A 16576-nucleotide genomic window follows, 5' to 3' on the forward strand; every position below is an offset into this window, starting at 1 on the left:
TTTAGATTTTGGTTGTTCCCTTAAATAAATTCCTAATCTAAAATCTTGGGTCAGACAGCTAATTCGGCAGAAAAATCTTGCCGTTTACTATAGCGAAAGGGGCCAAGTAGTGCCCCCCAAATGGCCTGTCCGGTTTGGGGGTCAATACCTTTGTCATAGGTCAAAAATTCTTCCTGTGTTGCCTCAAATCCCAAGGCGACATAGTAGGTTTGGTCTTGATAACTAAAGCAGCATCTCTCCGCCGTTGCGGGTGATGTAGAAAAATGATAATTGTTTGAGTCTAAGCGTCGCTGATTGACGTTCAGGGTGCAACTCGGTAGGAACTCCATTTGTTCTGGAGTTAGTGCCTCGATTAAAGCTGGATTCCGACCGCCACCCCTAACAGCATTAGGGTCTTTCAGCATATAGTAATTCACCTGCAAAAGTGCGGGGTCGGTATCGCTCTGACGCAGCCGCACGATCCGGGGACGATAGGGGTTGTCTAGCTTGAGGATATTAGCTTGCTCGGCAAAAAGCGTGATGCTGTCTTCCGCAAACAGATGGACTGGTCGCTGCCAGAGGCGGATGTGTACATACCAGGCAGGATCGGCTACAGCCTGTTCCCCATTATCAAATTCACCAGCCATGTACTTTGCCAGGGCAATTAGTTCAAGAGAAAAAGTCATAAGTTATACATTTTAGATTTTAGATTTTGGGAGCCTCGCCAGTAGGTAGTTTCAGAACTTCAACCCCACAATCCTAAACTAGATGGTATGAAAGCGTTGTGTCGGTGTCTAGAGTGCTGAGTGGCACTGGGATCGGCATTTTTTGCCTGCGCGGGGAGATACCGAATTTTAGACCACAAAGAGAGCAAGTGCGATCGCCCCGCTTGGCAAACGTGTCTTTAAGCGAGACAATAGGGTTACGTTGCCATAAATGTTTTACGTGAATAACGTCCGCACTGTCTCGGATACCAAGCGAGATTTCTATAACACTCACACCCGTCCCATTAACTCCATCTACCGGCGGGTGGTAGAAGAGTTGATGGTGGAAATGCATTTGCTTTCAGTAAATGTTGATTTCAGCTACGACCCAATCTATGCGCTGGGCGTGGTGACATCCTTTGAAAGGTTTATGCAAGCATATCGGCCCGAACGGGATAAAGACTCTATTTTTGAGGCTCTCTGTCAGGCAGTGCAGGCAGATCCCAAGAAGTACCAACACGATGCCCAACAGCTACAAGCACTAGCTAGCCGTCTTTCTGCACAAGAATTAATTGCCTGGTTTACCCCAGATTCTCCCCCTCGGGAAGCTGCTGAGTTGCAGGATGCTGTTAGGGCGATCGCTAACAATCCTAAATTTAAGTACAGTCGTTTGTTTGCTATTGGTCTATATAGCCTCCTGGAACTAGCAGATCCTGACCTGGTTAAAGACGAAAAACAACGGACTGACGCACTTAAGCAAATCTGTAACATCTTGCACGTGGCGGACGACAAGTTACAAAAAGACTTAGATCTGTATCGTGGCAATTTGGAAAAAATGGCTCAGGTGCAGGTAGTCCTAGAAGATGTCCTGAAAGCAGACCGCAAAAAACGCGAGCAACGAGCCGAAGATAAGGGGATGGTGGCTACACCCCCCCCATCCGCAGGCACTCCTAAAGACGACGTACCTTCCGGCTCTTAAAGTAAACTTTTTACTTTTGAAAGCTTTGAGGCAAACTGCAAGAGAGGCGCGGATATATCCGCGTCTCTAAAATTTTATTTAGCGGCGAACCTTGCCATCTGGCATGATGGTACGTTCCATCTTGACATTGGTCAGGTCAACTTTGCTGACATCGACGCCCCTAAGATTAGCACGGCTCAAATTGGCAGGTAGGGCAGATCCGGTACTTTTGTTAATTGTCAGGTTTGTAGGCACTTGTTGTTGATCCAGACCAATTGCCGGGTTCATATTCGCACCCCGCAAGTCCGCACCATCAAGATCTGCACCAGCCATTTGAGCGCCGCTTAGGTCAGCATTCCTCAAGTCTGCCCGAATAAAGAAAGAACTTAGGTGGGCAAGTGTTAGTTTGGCATTCCGGAGATTGGCCTGACTTAGATTGGCGTTAATCAAGTTGGCTCTTGTGAGGTTGGCATCTCTGAGGTTGGCTTTAGTCAAGTCGGCACACTTCTGCTTGTTGTTAGGCTGGTCAATACAAGTCAGGAGGGCACCTTCGAGATTAGCGCCAGTTAGATCGGCTCCAGTTAGGTCGGCTCCACCGAGGTCGGCAAGCGATAGGTCGGCTCCACTCAGGTTAGCTCCCCTGAGATTGGCTCCCCTCAAGTCAGCGTTGGGGAGGATACATCCTATACATTGTTTGGTGGTTAGCAACCTGTTGACGATTACGGGATCTGCGGCGTTGGCTGAGTTGGCGGATGCGATCGCGCTCAATAGCACTGCACCAGTGGCTAGAATTTGTAGTTTCATGGTTTTTTTAATCCCCTAGCTAACGTGTTGGTGAATTATCATCTCTGGTTAGAGCTATTGGGATGATAGGCTCAAGGCTGGGGGAATAGCAAAAATTATTTTTTTTACCAAATTTTTGCGCCTACTCTGCCGATAATCCCTGATTTTCTAGAATTCTAGCTGGAGAGACAAGACAAAGATTTTTCAGCAAAAAAGCGATCGCCACTAGGCTTATTATCGGGTAAAGCCTTCGAGCGATCGCCTGTATTCTTCGTTTCATTCTAACTTCAGCGGCCATCCGCAAAGGTTTTTATGGTCTAGTCCTAGACTAAAGTTTTTAAATGCTGGATCAGCTTATCGGCTGGCACCACACCCTCAATGCGCTCTACTGGCTGGCCATTTTTAAACAGTACCAGCGTCGGTAGGGCGTGAATTTGATAATTAGTAGCCAAATCTGGATAATTATCCGTATCAATTTTTACAACCATGAGGCGATCGTTCATCTGGGTATTGACCTGCTCTAGAATTGGAGCCATCATCTGACAGGGGCCGCACCAGGTAGCGTAAAAATCGACCAAAACGGGCACGTCGGCACCAGAGAGTAAATCCTCAAAACTGTTGAACTGTTTTTTAACTGCCATAGGAGCAAAGGGCTTTTAGTCTTATGGCATAATTCTAGTGCAAAATTATGGAAAGACAGCGCCTTGAGTCGCGCCGTGTCTAGTTGTCCGGTCGTAGCGTATATTTCGCTCGTTATATTCTTTAATAATTTTTTGACCCGTAGCATTTGCTAGATCTCCGAGAGAGTTGCATTTAGGAGAATCTGGCAAATCTTTTAGAGCATCCAATATCTTATTACTAGCCTCAATAATGTAATTTTTATGACCATCCTCATGAAGTTTCAACGCAGTTATAAATCTAGACCAGTTTCTTATTAGTTGTGGAGAAACATTAGCAGGGATATTCCATTTAGGAAAGGTAACTATCACAGATGAATTTACTTTGGCTGAACTAATTTGACATCTAGTACCAAAAATTGAATAACCGTAACCAAAACGTATAGAGGCTGTCGTATTGGCATAAAAACGCTTACCAAAGCGGGGATCTTCTGGCCCCATTTGATTCATTTGAGAGCGTAATTGCTCGGCTGTAAAGCCAAATATTTCATAGTAGACTGTTTGGATAGTAACTTTAGGGATAAATGACTGCTCAACGGTTACAGGTAGATTTGGTGCAGACATTTGGGCTTTTATTGAAGGAGTGAAATATGTAGCAGCTAGCAGTATGAGGATTGGTGTAAATATTGCTGTAACGGTAAAAGTTTTGAGGTTCATGTTGAATGCTTCGCGGATATTGTCTAAATAATATTTCCCCGTACAAATTGGCCGCAAATCGCCCTAATATAATCTAGTTTGTCACGCATAAAGGGAGCGATTCATTAATGGAAGCATTGCCAGAAACACAGGCTAGGTTACGCGGACAGGTGGCGATCGTCACGGGTGCTTCGCGGGGAATTGGTCAAGCTGTTGCCTTGGCGTTAGCTGCCGAGGGAGCTAATTTAGTTGTGAACTATGCCAGTTCTAGTGCAGCCGCCGAAAAAGTAGTAAACGAGATTATTGAGGGGGGAGGAAACGCGATCGCCCTTCAAGCTGATGTCTCCAAAGCCGACCAAGTAGACGCCCTAATCGCCGCCGCAATGGAAAAATGGGGGCGCGTCGATATCCTCGTCAACAACGCAGGCATTACCCGCGACACGCTGTTACTGCGGATGAAGCCAGAAGATTGGCAAGCCGTAATTGACCTCAACCTCACTGGAGTTTTCTTGTGTACCCGCGCTGCTAGCAAAATCATGCTCAAGCAACGCGCTGGGCGAATTATTAATATTTCCTCCGTTGCAGGTCAAATGGGCAACCCCGGTCAAGCCAACTACAGCGCTGCCAAAGCTGGAGTTATTGGATTTACCAAAACCGTCGCCAAAGAACTAGCCAGCCGGGGCATCACGGTCAATGCAGTCGCCCCTGGATTCATCGCCACAGATATGACGATGGGTTTAAAATCAGACGAAATCCTCAAATTCATTCCCTTGGGTCGCTACGGTCAAGCAGAGGAAGTCGCAGGTCTAGTTCGATTTCTCGCTGCCGATGCTGCGGCTGCCTACATTACTGGTCAAGTCATTAATGTCGATGGGGGTATGGTCATGGCTTAGAAACTAGAAAGTAAAAAGCATTCCCAGGCTCATGCCTGGGAACGAGGGCAGAAAAAAGAATTTTCTTTTGCTCCCTTCCCACTAGAAGAATTCCTATTAACGAACAGCGAAGAAAGAAACAAGAAGAAATAGGTAATCTTGTAGTCAGAAGGGAGTAGTCTTGCTTTTGCTTTTAGGCGAGCGGATATGCTATCAGCTTGGGAAACAAACCTTCTTGGCTGGCTAGGTGGTCAAAATTACCTTTAAGCAAGTAGTAAGGTGGGGATTACCCACCTTAATTTAGTCTTTATGCAGCTTCTAGACTTTTAGCAGTGCTATGCTCATTTAAATCAGCGATTTCAGGTTTTTCATCAGACATTTCTGGCGATACGCCATCCTGAACTAATGACTGAGTTTGCCCACCTTTCTGGATGAGATTGCTGACCATTGCTAGTAGAGCATTCGTCTTGCGTACCCGCCAATCGTCTGTAACTTGCACCACAGCCGCAGCCGGGAGACGACGCTCTAGAGCCTCGTAAAGATAAGCAGCATGGCGGGTTTCGTCTTGTCCAACGCTTAGAAGTGCTTTTTTGAGGCTGGCGCTATTTGGCTCATCTTCTGGCAAGACGTTAGCCATACGCACGAAGTCTTTGCTGGCGTCGAGTTCCAGAATGTATGTGCTGGCAAAAAATACAATCCAGTCAATGTTTTCTGGTTTGAAACTTTCTGGCGAGTAACCTTCAAAATAGGCTTGAAAGAAAGGGCTGCGGCGGTTAGCTTGAGTTTTTTCCTTTGGCTGGTTTTCCGCAAGCTTTTTGAAGTCTATGACTTGCTTGTTTAGTCGCTTGAGAGCTTGAGCAAAAATTTGACCGTGACGGCGTTCGTCGGCTGCATGGCGGTCGAGTTTCTCGGCTAACCAAGTATCGCCTTCTTTGGCTGCGCGATCGCGCAGTGTTTCTAGAAAGGGAACTGAACCCGATTCTGCTAGTTGAAATCCTGCAAGGAGGTTTGGTCGTGTCAAAGGGTCCCGTATTTGCCTAGCGGTGAGGTAAGCGCCAGCACCTGAGCCAGCTAGGTGCAACAGGTATGTAAAGAAGTTCATAAATAGATTTGCTGTCAGTTTGGGTTAGCCATTCTCGGCTGCTATTCTAACGCTCTTTTTTTGTAAAGGGCTTGTGGGTTGAATGACAGAAGGCGTGTATTAGCCACATTTCCTCCTAAAGGTGAGGAGTTAGTTTATACCTTATGGAAGATACTGGTGCCATGCAATCAACTTGGCTTTCTTTGGTGTCAAGTATATATAAAAATAATATTGAGCCAAAGAGCGATCGCTCTACATATTTATAAAAATCAGGAACTCTACCATGCTGCCAGAAAAAGATAATACAGCTCAGCCGAATCCAGCCATTGCGGAAGATAATCAGCCATCAACATCACCTGCATCCGCGCCAGAACTTCCCCCTCAACAGGAAAAAGAACTAATAGCGAAGGCTGAAAGGTTGCTTAAGGAGTTTAACGATCGACATAAGGATGAAGATGATTCGATGGACATTATTCAAAAAATTTGATTGGTAGTAAATAAAGGGGTTACACCGCTGCATCTACTATTAATTTTGCCTTTTTTCCTTCCACCAACGCGCAAAAATTTCCAATCCTTGCTCGACACTAATACGGGGTTGATAACCTAATTCTTCTCTCGCCGCCGTTATATCTAGCGTTTGATTTTTAGCCAACAATTCCACTGTAAAACGAGTTATTAGTGGTTCTCTACCCAAGAAAATTGTTTGCGATGCCAGTTCCATTGCTGCTGCTATCCAATAGGCAAGGTTATATGGAATATGTCTAATTTTAAAAGGATATTCAAGTTTAGTGAACAGCATTTTAAAGAAGGTAGCCACATAGATCGGCTCCCCGTTCGTGATGTTAAATGTTCTGCCAAGCAGATTATCTGGGGCGTTTTGGCACAGCAGCAAAGCATCAACTACATTGTCGATATAAGTGACATCAACAAACGCTTTCCCCTCATTAATTAGCGGGATGCTAGCGTGTTTGTTCAGTCCACCGACAGCAACGCTTGCTCGGAGCATTCTAGGCAGAAGATTTGTGTCACCAGGGCCAAAAATGGCTCGCGGTCTGATAGCGATCGCAGGTAAACCGAGTCTGTAGGCGGCGTTTATTTCTTTTTCGGCTAGTTGTTTAGTTTTAGCGTAAGCGTTGGCTGGCTTTGAGGGGAATGGCGTATTTTCTGAAATATTCAGACGATGGCAAAAATCAAAATAAACGCTAGAACTTGAAACGTGAATTAGCCGTTTTACTTTATGAGTTTGACAGCCTTGGATGATGTTGCGCGTTCCCAATACATTGGCATTATAAAAATCTTGATATTTACCCCAAGGAGATAATAAACCGCCACAATGAAATACATAATCTTTTCCCTTGCAAGCTTCAATTATGGCACTGGAATCTTTTAAATCAATTGGTAAGAATTGTAATCCTTTAGATTCGAGTTTTTGACCGATGATGCGATTTCTTCCTAATACGGTGACATCATATTCCAATGCTTTCAGCCTCAAGGCTAAGTGCTTCCCTAAAAATCCCGTGCCACCTGTAACTATAATTTTCATTCTTGATGTTTCATTTTATTTAAAGTAATTATAAAACTTGAACTTTATTTGTTGTTAAAGATGTTTTTATAAAAATTATCAAAATAAGGTATTTTCTCTAAGATTAATGTGAATCAACTTATTTTTTAATAAGGCAAAAAGTGGCTGTTTGTTCCTATATCATAAAGTTAATAGCGCACGATATTAAGCCTAAACAATGGCAAATTAGATGTGTAATAGCCTGTAATCTTAAGTATTTTATGGGTGTGAAATTCGCTTTAACGTGTAGAAAATAACTTTTAAAGTTAGATTGTAGCTTATATCACACTAGCTAGCGGGAGAATATATCATATAAACGTGCCGAACGCTAGACGTTTTGGAAGCGATCGCGTAATTTGAGATAGCGTTGTAAAATTCAGTGTTTATACAGGGAATTAACGCATCTACCCATGAAAGCTGCATCAAAACGCCAAAGTTTCTACAAAGTCATACTTCCTGCAACAGGCGCAATTTATTGCTTAAGCAACGCTTACAGCACAACGCCCGCAGTTGCTCAATCAATTATCGCAGCACCTGACGGCACTGCCACCCTTGTCACCCCTAATGGCAACCGCATCGATATCAGTGGGGGAACACTTTCCGGAAACGGGGGAAATCTGTTTCACAGCTTTGGGCAGTTTGGCTTAAAAGAAGGTGAAATTGCTAATTTTCTCTCTAATCCTGCAATTCAAAATATCTTAGCGCGGGTCGTTAATGGTCATCCCTGCATTATTAATGGCTTAATTCAAGTAACTGGAGGTAACTCCAACTTATTCCTAGCCAACCCAGCGGGAATCGTCTTTGGTGGTGGCGCTAGGCTGAACGTACCCGCCGCTTTTACCGCCACCACAGCTAATGGCATTGGCATTGGCACAGGTTGGTTTAATGCTTCTGGCAACAATAATTATGCTGCACTTGTAGGAACGCCTAGCGCCTTTGCCTTCACAATGAATCAGCCAGGGGCAATTATCAACAGCGGCGATTTAGCAGTAAAAGAAGGACAAAGCTTAGTCTTATTAGGCGGAACCGTAGTAAATAGCGGCAAACTTTCTGCACCTGGGGGTCAACTATTAGTTTCTGCAATGCCAGGCGAAAGCGTGTTACGCATTTCTCAACCGGGACATTTGTTGAGTTTAGAAGTAGAAAAACCCAATTCCTGGACATTGCCAATATTATCCTTACCGCAACTGCTAACAGGCGGGGGTGCGACTAATGCAAACACCCTACAAGCAAACAGCGACGGCACGGTTCAGCTAATAGGTTCGGGCATAAAAGTAGAAGCCGGAGATGCAGTAATTGTTAACAGTTCATCCCACGCTGGCACAGCAACCATTACAGCTGTCCGCAATTTGGCATTAGTAGAAAGCCAGGTTTCTACCACCGGGGATATGAACTTGGTTGCAGCGAATACTGTGCAAATTCGCGATAGTGTCGCGCAGCCATTTTCAGCTACATCGGGGGGAAATCTCTACGTTCAGGGCAATCAGGCGATTGATATTCTAGCGCTAAATCATCTAGCTAAAGGCACGCCGTTTCAGAGTGGTGGCGCTATGACATTTGTCAGCAATGGCAATATCTCAGGAGATTCGCACTTTGCCAGCGTTGGGCCATTCTCAATGCTTAATTTAGCAGGCGGGCCGGGTAATTTTATCAGTTGGTATGACCCGATTATCAGTTCTGAGAGCGATGTGTCCTTGGGAGATTACACCGGGGCATCTTTGAAAATAGAAACGCTAGGCAGCATTACTGCTGGGAATATTACTATCACTACGCCAGATACAACGCTGAGCGGTACCGACCCAGATATTGCTATTTTGACTAGCAGCCCCGCCTTAATTTTGCGGGCGGGAGTGGCTAAGTTGGTAAATCCAGTTTCTACGCCGATTGTCAATGCTGGGGGAACGGATATTAAGACACTTACCTACAACGCCACGAACCTCGGTGTGCTTAATGGAACCACTAACAGCAAAGCCACAAGCATCAATGATTCTGGTCAGGTGGTTGGTGCATCATATAATACTAACCTCGACCGCCAGGCTTTCCTCTACAGTAATGGCACGATGAACGGCATCGGCACTTTGCCTGGGGATACTTACAGCCAAGCCACAGCCATCAATAGCAATAGTGCTGGCCAGATACAGATAGCTGGTTATTCTGGTGGCAAAGTCGAACGCGCTTTCCTTTACAGTGACGGCGCGATGACCAACCTGGGCACGCTGGTTGGGGGTACTGGTGGTTACAGCCAAGCTTATGGCCTAAATAGTGTCGGCCAGGTGGTTGGTGAATCAACTGGCACTGGGCCTAATAGCCCCCGCGCATTTATCTACAGCGGCGGGACGATGAAAGACTTGGGGGCTTTGCCTGGGGGCACTTATAGCAGAGCCTATGGCATCAATGATTCCGGTCAAATTGTCGGTCGATCGAGTAGTCCTGGAGGCGATCGCGCTTATATCTATAGCAATGGCACAATGCAAGACTTGGGGACTTTGCCTGGGGGCACTTTCAGCTTTGCCTATGCCATAAATAAGTCGGGTCAAGCGGCTGGGATTTCAGGCAGCACGGGGGGCGATCGCGCTGTCCTCTACAGTAACGGTACGATAACTAACCTGGGCGTCTTACCTGGAGACGTTAAGAGCGGTGCTTCAGGCCTCAATAATCTTGGTGAAGTAGTTGGCGAATCGCGTGACGCCAGCGGCAACCCCGGTCGTGCTGTCCTCTACAGCAACGGCACGATAACCGACCTCAACTTGTTAGTTAAGCCAGGATCGGGGTTGGATAAGTTGACCAACGCACAAGTTATCAACGATCAACACCAAATCGCCGGAACTGCAATGATAGGGGGTCAATTTAGAGCCTTCCGCGCTGACCGCGTTACGACGCCGGGAGGTGGCATTACTGTCGGCAATATCTCAACCGCTGGCGGGCCAGTAATTCTGCAAGCACCAAAAATTAACGTCATTGGCTCATCAATTGCGTCGAATGGGGGTGCGATTAACATTGATGGCCCACTGTTACTCAATAGCACTACGGGTGCTGTCAACGTTAACTCTGGGGGTGGGAGCATCGCCTTCAATCAGTCGGTGAATGGCGCTCAAAATTTGAGTGTAGATGCTGGAACGGGGAATATCGACTTTAAGGGTGCGGTAGGCGATACTGCTGCTTTAGCCAGTTTGAATATTAACAGCGGTAAAGAGATTAATGTAGGAAGCATCAATGCAACTGGCGCGGTGGGTATAAAAATCAGTGGCAACATTCAGACGGGCGATGTTAGAAGTAATGGCCTCAGTCTCTCCAGCAGCGGGGGTACGGTTACTATCCCCGGCAATATTACCAGTACTGGGGGAGCGCTACTTTTTCAAGGGCTTCAGATTAATATTACTAGCTCATCGATTGTCTCCAATGGAGGTGCAATAACTTTCGATGGCGCAACACAGCTAGCGAGCAGCACGGGTGCTGTCAATATTAATTCAGGCGATGGTGATATCAGCTTCAAAAGCACTCTAGATGGCAAACAAGATTTGACCTTAAGCTCTGGTAAAGGCAATATCACCTTTAATGGGGCGGTAGGTAGTATCAATCCTTTAGACGACTTTATTGTTAGCGAGTCTAAGGACTTCTTTGCAGGAATATTTAATGCAACTGGCACGGTAGGCGTAAAAGCGAGCGGCAATATTCAGGCGGGCGATATTAGCAGCGATGGCCTTATTTTTGCCAGCAGCGGTGGTGAAATTAATCTCCCTGGCAATATTTTCAGCTTAGGCGGGCCGTTACTTTTTCAAGGTACGAAGATTAATATTAATACCTCATCGATTGTCTCGAATGGAGGCGCGATCGCTTTCGATGGCCCGACTTTTCTCAATAGCAGTTCTGGTGCTGTCAACATCAGTTCAGGAGATGGTGATATTGCTTTCAAAAATACATTAGATGGCAATCAAGATTTAAGTTTAAGTGCTGGTACTGGGAATATCGCTTTTCAAGGAGTAGTTGGTAGCACCAAGGCTTTAGATAACTTGACTGTTAGCAGCGCTAAAGATGTTGGTGCAGCAGACATAACTACTGCTGGAAAGGTAGAAATCAAAGACAGCGGCAATATTAATACTGGGAATATCTCCGCCAATCTAGGAATTAGTCTTACCAGCACTGATGGCAATATTAATACCGTCAAGTTAAGTTCTAGCTCCAATCAAGATAGCGCGATCGCACTTTCTAGTCAAAAAGGAAGTGTCAGCAGTGGCGATATTACTTCGGCTGGAAAGGTAGAAATCACAGACGGGGGCAATATTAATACGGGGAATATATCCGCCAGTCTAGGGATTAGTATGACGAGTGCTGGAGGAAATATTAATACCCGCAACCTAAACTCTAGCTCCGGTTCAGATAGCGCGATCGCACTTTCTAGTCAAAAAGGAACTGTGACTGGCGATATCAATTCGGCTGGTAAGGTACAAATAACAGATAGCGGCAACATTAATACGGGGAATATCTCCGCCAATGAGGAGATTAATCTTAAAAGTACTGGCGGCAGTATTAGTACCATCAACTTAACCTCTAATTCCAATCTAGATAGCGCGATCGCACTTTCTAGTCAAAAAGGAACTGTGACTGGCGATATCAATTCGGCTGGGAAGGTGGAAATAACAGACATTGGCAATATTAATACGGGCAATATATCCGCCAGTCTAGGGATTAGTCTTACCAGCACTGAGGGGAATATTAATACCATCAACCTCAAATCTAGCTCCGGTTCAGATAGCGCGATCGCACTTTCTAGTCAAAAAGGAACTGTGACTGGCGATATCAATTCGGCTGGGAAGGTGGAAATAACAGACATTGGCAATATTAATAGCGGTAATATTGCCGCAAATGGGGGGATTAATCTTAAAAGTACTGACGGCAATATCAATACCCGCAACCTCAACTCTAGCTCCAGTCAGGATAGTGGAGCAGCGATCGCACTTTCTAGTGAAAAAGGAAGTGTCACCAGTGGCGATATTACTTCAACGGGAAACTTATCAGGCGGGGATATAAATGTTATTGGTAAGCTGGGAATTACAACAGGACAGATCGACTCAAGCCAGACGGGTGTCGCGCCTGCTGATGCCGAAGGTAAAGCAGGTAATGTTACTCTCAAATCGGACAAAAATATTGTAGTTGGCTACATTAATGCCCAAGGTGGAAGTGTTGGCACTGGAGGTAAAGTTGACATTACAACGGCGGAATTTTTCCAGGCTAACTCCACGTTAACAGACCAAAATGGAGTAGAAGCAAGCATTTCTACCGCCGGGGGTAAGGAAGGCGGCGAGATTTTTATTCGACATGGAGGTAAAGGAACTACTCCATTCCAAGTGCAAATGAGCGATCGCTCAACTACCCCACCTAACGGTACTGTTGGTGCTATTACCAGCGGTAGTGAGAGAAAAATCTCGAATCAATCATTCGAGCATAGCTATACTCTGGGCAATATTCACATCATTACTGAATCCACACCAACGCCGTCACCAACGCCGTCACCAACGCCGTCACCGTCACCAACGCCGTCACCGTCACCAACGCCGAATGGAGCTTTACCCCCGTCCGCACGACCGATCGTACAGCCTACAGCACAGCCGTTGCCAACTGTAACCGTTCGACTGTCGGACGATCCCATCTTAAAGGTGGAGAAAGATATGTCTGATAGCGATCGCAGCCCAGAAGCAGAACAGTCCGACGCACCTTCAGAGGATAATCGCTCCTTTAGCGCTAACGCACCTACAGCACTACAGCCGCGATCGCTACCGCCTAATTCCAGTAAAACATCTGTCACCTTACCTGACGCAGAATTAGACTCCCTAGTAGCTGCAATGGAGGAGCCGCTTACCCGTCAGTTTGAGCAACACGCTGGTAAAACTCCTAGTACTCGCATTGCTACTCTGGCAACAGTTCAATCTAGCTTGAGCAGAATTCAAACAGTAACGGAAATAAAACCAGCGATCGTCTATATAGTTTTTGCTCCTGCAACGACCGCATCGAGATCGGCTTCTAAGAGTTTAATGAGATCTGCTTTGCCTAACACTGTTTCTTCTATGTTTGGCGAAGAAGCAAATTTTCCAGAACTAGCATCGAATCAGAGAGCGATCGCGCAATCCACAATCAAAGCGAAGCGTCCAAATAGAGACAACGAAAACCTGGAATTAGTAATAGTAACTTCGAGTGGCAGACCGATTCGCAAACAGGTGCCAGTCACGCGCCAGGAAGTCCTTAAAGCCGCTAACCAATTACGCAGTGAAATAACCAAAATCAGCAGAAAAGACAACTACCTCACGAGTTCTCGAAAACTCTATAAATGGCTCATAGAACCGATAGAAGCTGATTTAAACAGCCTCAATATCCAGAATCTTGTTTTTGTTATGGACAGCGGCTTGCGTTCTCTTCCCATCGCGGCTCTCCACGACGGTCAAAAGTTCTTAGTAGAGAAATATAGCGTCGGTTTGATGCCCAGCCTGAGCTTAACCGATACAACTTATGTCGATATTAAGAAGGCTGCTGTTCTGGCTATGGGAGCTAGTGTATTTCCAGCAGCGCAACGCCAAAAACCCTTACCCGCCGTTCCCATCGAGTTAGCAACTATTACCGAGGAACTGCGGCAAGGTAAATTCTTCCTCAACGAAGCTTTCACCTTGGAAAATTTAAAGGCGCAACGCCAGCAAAAACCAGCCCAGATCGTCCATTTAGCTACTCACGGTGAATTTAATTCAGGGGCGATTAGCCAATCTTACATACAACTATGGGATACCAAGCTGCGATTAGACCAAATCCGCCAGCTTGGTTTGCACAACCCCCCTGTAGAGTTATTGGTGTTGAGTGCGTGTCGCTCGGCTTTGGGTAATGAAGATGCAGAGTTGGGCTTTGCTGGTTTGGCTGTACAGGCGGGGGTAAAGTCGGCGATCGCTAGTTTGTGGTACGTCAGCGATGAAGGTACTTTTGGCCTAATGACAGATTTTTACCAAAAATTGCAGAAAGCTCCCATTAAAGCAGAGGCGTTACGACAAGCCCAAGTGGCGATGCTCAAAGGAGAGGTACGTCTGCAAAAAGGCTATCTTGTCACCTCTAGCGGCAATGTGCTACTCTCACCGGAACTAGCGAAGTTAGGCAACAAAGATCTGTCGCATCCTTACTATTGGGCGGCTTTCACGATGATTGGCAATCCTTGGTAAAAGTAAAAAGGCAAAAGAAGGAATTTTTTCTTTTTACTTGAAGGTATTTGACTTACAAAGGTCAAACCTTAACTTTTCTGGAGCTTATTTGGTTTTTGGGGAGCGATCGCCCAAACTAAGCGATCGCTGCGAAATTATATCCAACTCGCGAAATCACCCAAGCCTCTCTTGCTCAAATCGGGCGGAAATCCCCCATTTTAGCCTTAGCACTCGTTGCTAGTGAGTGCTAAATTGTCTAATGGAAGCGCGTACAAACTGGAAATGGCAAAAATAATTGCATTTAACGAAGAAGCACGGCGATCGCTAGAGCAGGGTGTGAATGCCCTGGCCGACGCCGTTAAGATTACCTTGGGGCCAAAAGGCCGGAACGTCCTTCTAGAGAAGAAGTTCGGCTCGCCCCAGATTGTCAACGATGGCATCACCGTTGCTAAAGAAATTGAACTGGAAGATCCGCTAGAAAATACTGGCGCTAGACTGATGCAGGAAGTCGCCTCCAAAACCAAAGACATCGCAGGTGATGGCACCACGACAGCGACTGTATTGGCACAGGCGATGATCAAAGAAGGTTTAAAGAACGTGGCGGCTGGAGCAAACCCAGTCAGCTTGCGACGAGGCATTGAAAAAACAATCGCTGCGTTGGTAGAAGAAATTGCGGCAATAGCAAAGCCAGTAGAAGGAAGCGCGATCGCTCAAGTCGCAACCGTCTCCGCTGGTAACGATGAAGAAGTCGGTGCAATGATTGCCACCGCTATGGAAAAAGTCACCAAAGACGGCGTGATCACCGTTGAAGAATCCAAATCCCTGACAACGGATCTAGATGTCGTCGAAGGGATGCAGATCGATCGCGGCTACATCTCCCCATACTTCATCACCGACAACGAGCGCATGGTGGTGGAATATGAAAACGTCCGCATCTTGATTACCGACAAGAAAATTAACTCCATCCAAGATTTAATTCCAGTCTTGGAAAAAGTTGCGCGGGGCGGTCAACCCTTGCTGATTATCGCCGAAGACATCGAAGGCGAAGCTTTAGCCACCTTAGTCGTCAACAAAGCGCGGGGTGTATTGAGCGTAGCAGCAATCAAATCGCCTGGATTTGGCGAACGCCGCAAAGCGATGTTGCAAGATATCGCCGTACTCACCAACGGTCAGCTAATCTCTGAAGAAGTTGGGCTTAGCCTCGATGCAGTTTCCCTGGAGATGCTGGGAACTGCTCGCAAAATCACCATTGATAAAGAGAACACCATTATCGTCGCTGGCGAAAAGACAGAAGACGTACAAAAGCGGATTGTCCAAATTCGCAAGCAGCTAGCAGAAACTGACTCTGATTACGACAGAGAGAAACTGCAAGAACGTATTGCCAAACTTGCTGGCGGCATCGCTGTAATTAAAGTGGGTGCAGCAACAGAGACGGAACTCAAAGACCGCAAACTGCGAATTGAAGACGCTCTCAACGCTACCAAAGCAGCCGTAGAAGAAGGTATCGTTCCTGGTGGTGGCACTACATTAATTCACCTCACCAAGAAAATAGCTGCAATTAAAAATCAGCTAGAAAATGACGAGAAGGTGGGTGCTGACATTGTGGGCAAAGCTTTAGAAGCGCCCTTGCGTCAGATGGCTGATAACGCTGGTGTCGAAGGTTCTGTAATTGTCGAGAAAGTGCGCGAAACCGATATCAATGTCGGTTACAACGCAGCTACCAATGAATTTGAAGATTTGATTGCTGCTGGAATTATTGACCCCGCTAAGGTCGTGCGTTCGGCATTGCAGAATGCTGGTTCTATTGCCGGAATGGTGATAACGACGGAGGCTTTAGTTGTCGAGAAGCCTGAGAAGAAAGCTGCTGGTGCGCCTGATATGGGCGGCATGGGCGGCATGGGCGGCATGGGCGGCATGGGCGGTATGGGCGGCATGGGCGGCATGGGCGGCATGGGGATGATGTAATTTGTTGTCCGTTGGGTGTTGCTGAATGCGATCGCCTAACGAGAGCTTATCGCCGTCTCTACAATAAAAATTGATTAAAGCGGCTTGTCCAAAGGGCAGGCTGCTTTTTTAGTAGCGATCGCTGGCTACCTTCATTGCCTTAGCCTTGTCCTAAGATTAGGATTGCAAATATCACCCACCGTTTATAG

Annotated in this window: 12 protein-coding genes; 5 read left to right on the forward strand and 7 right to left on the reverse strand. The window is 46.2% G+C overall.

The features are described 5' to 3' along the window. Positions 1-50: 50 nt before the first annotated feature. Complete coding sequence (locus tag H6F77_RS26765) at positions 51-665, reverse strand: chromophore lyase CpcT/CpeT (protein ID WP_190491967.1); 615 nt, start codon at positions 663-665, stop codon at positions 51-53. A 250-nt stretch (positions 666-915) separates the two neighbouring features. Between H6F77_RS26765 and psb29 the strand changes: the two genes are divergently transcribed. Beyond that, positions 916-1662, forward strand: coding sequence for a photosystem II biogenesis protein Psp29 (gene psb29 / locus H6F77_RS26770; protein WP_199321570.1), 747 nt, complete (start codon positions 916-918; stop codon positions 1660-1662). A 78-nt stretch (positions 1663-1740) separates the two neighbouring features. Here psb29 and H6F77_RS26775 read toward each other — a convergent pair whose 3' ends face one another. The 4 genes from H6F77_RS26775 to H6F77_RS26790 form a co-directional block, all read right to left on the reverse strand. Beyond that, entirely contained in the window at positions 1741-2445 is a 705-nt protein-coding gene (locus H6F77_RS26775; RefSeq protein ID WP_190491968.1) for a pentapeptide repeat-containing protein, read from the reverse strand. A 121-nt stretch (positions 2446-2566) separates the two neighbouring features. After that, positions 2567-2704 carry a hypothetical protein gene (locus H6F77_RS26780; RefSeq protein ID WP_190491969.1) on the reverse strand — a complete coding sequence of 46 codons (138 nt, stop codon included), beginning with the start codon at positions 2702-2704 and terminating at the stop codon, positions 2567-2569. 43 nt (positions 2705-2747) lie between these two features. Next, positions 2748-3065: a thioredoxin gene (gene trxA, locus H6F77_RS26785; protein ID WP_190491970.1), complete on the reverse strand. Its 318-nt coding sequence runs from the start codon at positions 3063-3065 to the stop codon at positions 2748-2750. A 45-nt stretch (positions 3066-3110) separates the two neighbouring features. Beyond that, positions 3111-3758: a DUF922 domain-containing Zn-dependent protease gene (locus tag H6F77_RS26790; RefSeq protein ID WP_190491971.1), complete on the reverse strand. Its 648-nt coding sequence runs from the start codon at positions 3756-3758 to the stop codon at positions 3111-3113. A 107-nt stretch (positions 3759-3865) separates the two neighbouring features. On the opposite strand from H6F77_RS26790, the gene fabG reads away from it, so the two are divergent. Further along, entirely contained in the window at positions 3866-4630 is a 765-nt protein-coding gene (gene fabG, locus H6F77_RS26795) for a 3-oxoacyl-[acyl-carrier-protein] reductase (protein WP_190491972.1), read from the forward strand. 286 nt (positions 4631-4916) lie between these two features. On the opposite strand, the gene H6F77_RS26800 is transcribed toward fabG, so the two are convergent. Further along, the gene (locus tag H6F77_RS26800; protein WP_190491973.1) at positions 4917-5711 is read right to left on the reverse strand and encodes a ferritin-like domain-containing protein; all 795 of its coding nucleotides are present in this window, start codon (positions 5709-5711) and stop codon (positions 4917-4919) included. A gap of 262 nt (positions 5712-5973) precedes the next feature. Here H6F77_RS26800 and H6F77_RS26805 point away from each other — a divergent pair, with 262 nt between their 5' ends. Then, a complete protein-coding gene (locus H6F77_RS26805) occupies positions 5974-6177 on the forward strand; it encodes a hypothetical protein (protein WP_190491974.1) in 204 nt (67 codons plus the stop codon). A 39-nt stretch (positions 6178-6216) separates the two neighbouring features. Here the strand turns inward: H6F77_RS26805 and H6F77_RS26810 are convergent, their stop codons facing one another. Further along, on the reverse strand, positions 6217-7233 hold the full coding sequence (locus tag H6F77_RS26810) for an NAD-dependent epimerase/dehydratase family protein (RefSeq protein ID WP_190491975.1): 1017 nt from the start codon (positions 7231-7233) through the stop codon (positions 6217-6219). Between the two features lie 428 nt (positions 7234-7661). Here H6F77_RS26810 and H6F77_RS28155 point away from each other — a divergent pair, with 428 nt between their 5' ends. Both H6F77_RS28155 and groL read left to right on the forward strand, forming a co-directional pair. Continuing rightward, on the forward strand, positions 7662-14444 hold the full coding sequence (locus H6F77_RS28155) for a CHAT domain-containing protein (protein ID WP_242022647.1): 6783 nt from the start codon (positions 7662-7664) through the stop codon (positions 14442-14444). Between the two features lie 261 nt (positions 14445-14705). Continuing rightward, on the forward strand, positions 14706-16388 hold the full coding sequence (gene groL / locus H6F77_RS26845) for a chaperonin GroEL (protein ID WP_190491976.1): 1683 nt from the start codon (positions 14706-14708) through the stop codon (positions 16386-16388). Positions 16389-16576 lie beyond the last annotated feature (188 nt).

It is taken from the genome of Microcoleus sp. FACHB-831, from assembly GCF_014695585.1.
Taxonomy (GTDB): domain Bacteria; phylum Cyanobacteriota; class Cyanobacteriia; order Cyanobacteriales; family FACHB-T130; genus FACHB-831.

What these genes read in the sequence shown, in the direction of transcription:
- fabG (WP_190491972.1), top strand. Translation starts at nt 3,866, where the DNA reads ATGGAAGCATTGCCAGAAACACAGGCTAGGTTACGCGGACAGGTGGCG.
- trxA (WP_190491970.1), bottom strand. Translation starts at nt 3,065, where the DNA reads ATGGCAGTTAAAAAACAGTTCAACAGTTTTGAGGATTTACTCTCTGGT.
- H6F77_RS26800 (WP_190491973.1), bottom strand. Translation starts at nt 5,711, where the DNA reads ATGAACTTCTTTACATACCTGTTGCACCTAGCTGGCTCAGGTGCTGGC.
- H6F77_RS28155 (WP_242022647.1), top strand. Translation starts at nt 7,662, where the DNA reads ATGAAAGCTGCATCAAAACGCCAAAGTTTCTACAAAGTCATACTTCCT.
- H6F77_RS26775 (WP_190491968.1), bottom strand. Translation starts at nt 2,445, where the DNA reads ATGAAACTACAAATTCTAGCCACTGGTGCAGTGCTATTGAGCGCGATC.
- H6F77_RS26810 (WP_190491975.1), bottom strand. Translation starts at nt 7,233, where the DNA reads ATGAAAATTATAGTTACAGGTGGCACGGGATTTTTAGGGAAGCACTTA.
- H6F77_RS26780 (WP_190491969.1), bottom strand. Translation starts at nt 2,704, where the DNA reads ATGAAACGAAGAATACAGGCGATCGCTCGAAGGCTTTACCCGATAATA.
- H6F77_RS26805 (WP_190491974.1), top strand. Translation starts at nt 5,974, where the DNA reads ATGCTGCCAGAAAAAGATAATACAGCTCAGCCGAATCCAGCCATTGCG.
- groL (WP_190491976.1), top strand. Translation starts at nt 14,706, where the DNA reads ATGGCAAAAATAATTGCATTTAACGAAGAAGCACGGCGATCGCTAGAG.
- H6F77_RS26765 (WP_190491967.1), bottom strand. Translation starts at nt 665, where the DNA reads ATGACTTTTTCTCTTGAACTAATTGCCCTGGCAAAGTACATGGCTGGT.
- psb29 (WP_199321570.1), top strand. Translation starts at nt 916, where the DNA reads ATGTTTTACGTGAATAACGTCCGCACTGTCTCGGATACCAAGCGAGAT.
- H6F77_RS26790 (WP_190491971.1), bottom strand. Translation starts at nt 3,758, where the DNA reads ATGAACCTCAAAACTTTTACCGTTACAGCAATATTTACACCAATCCTC.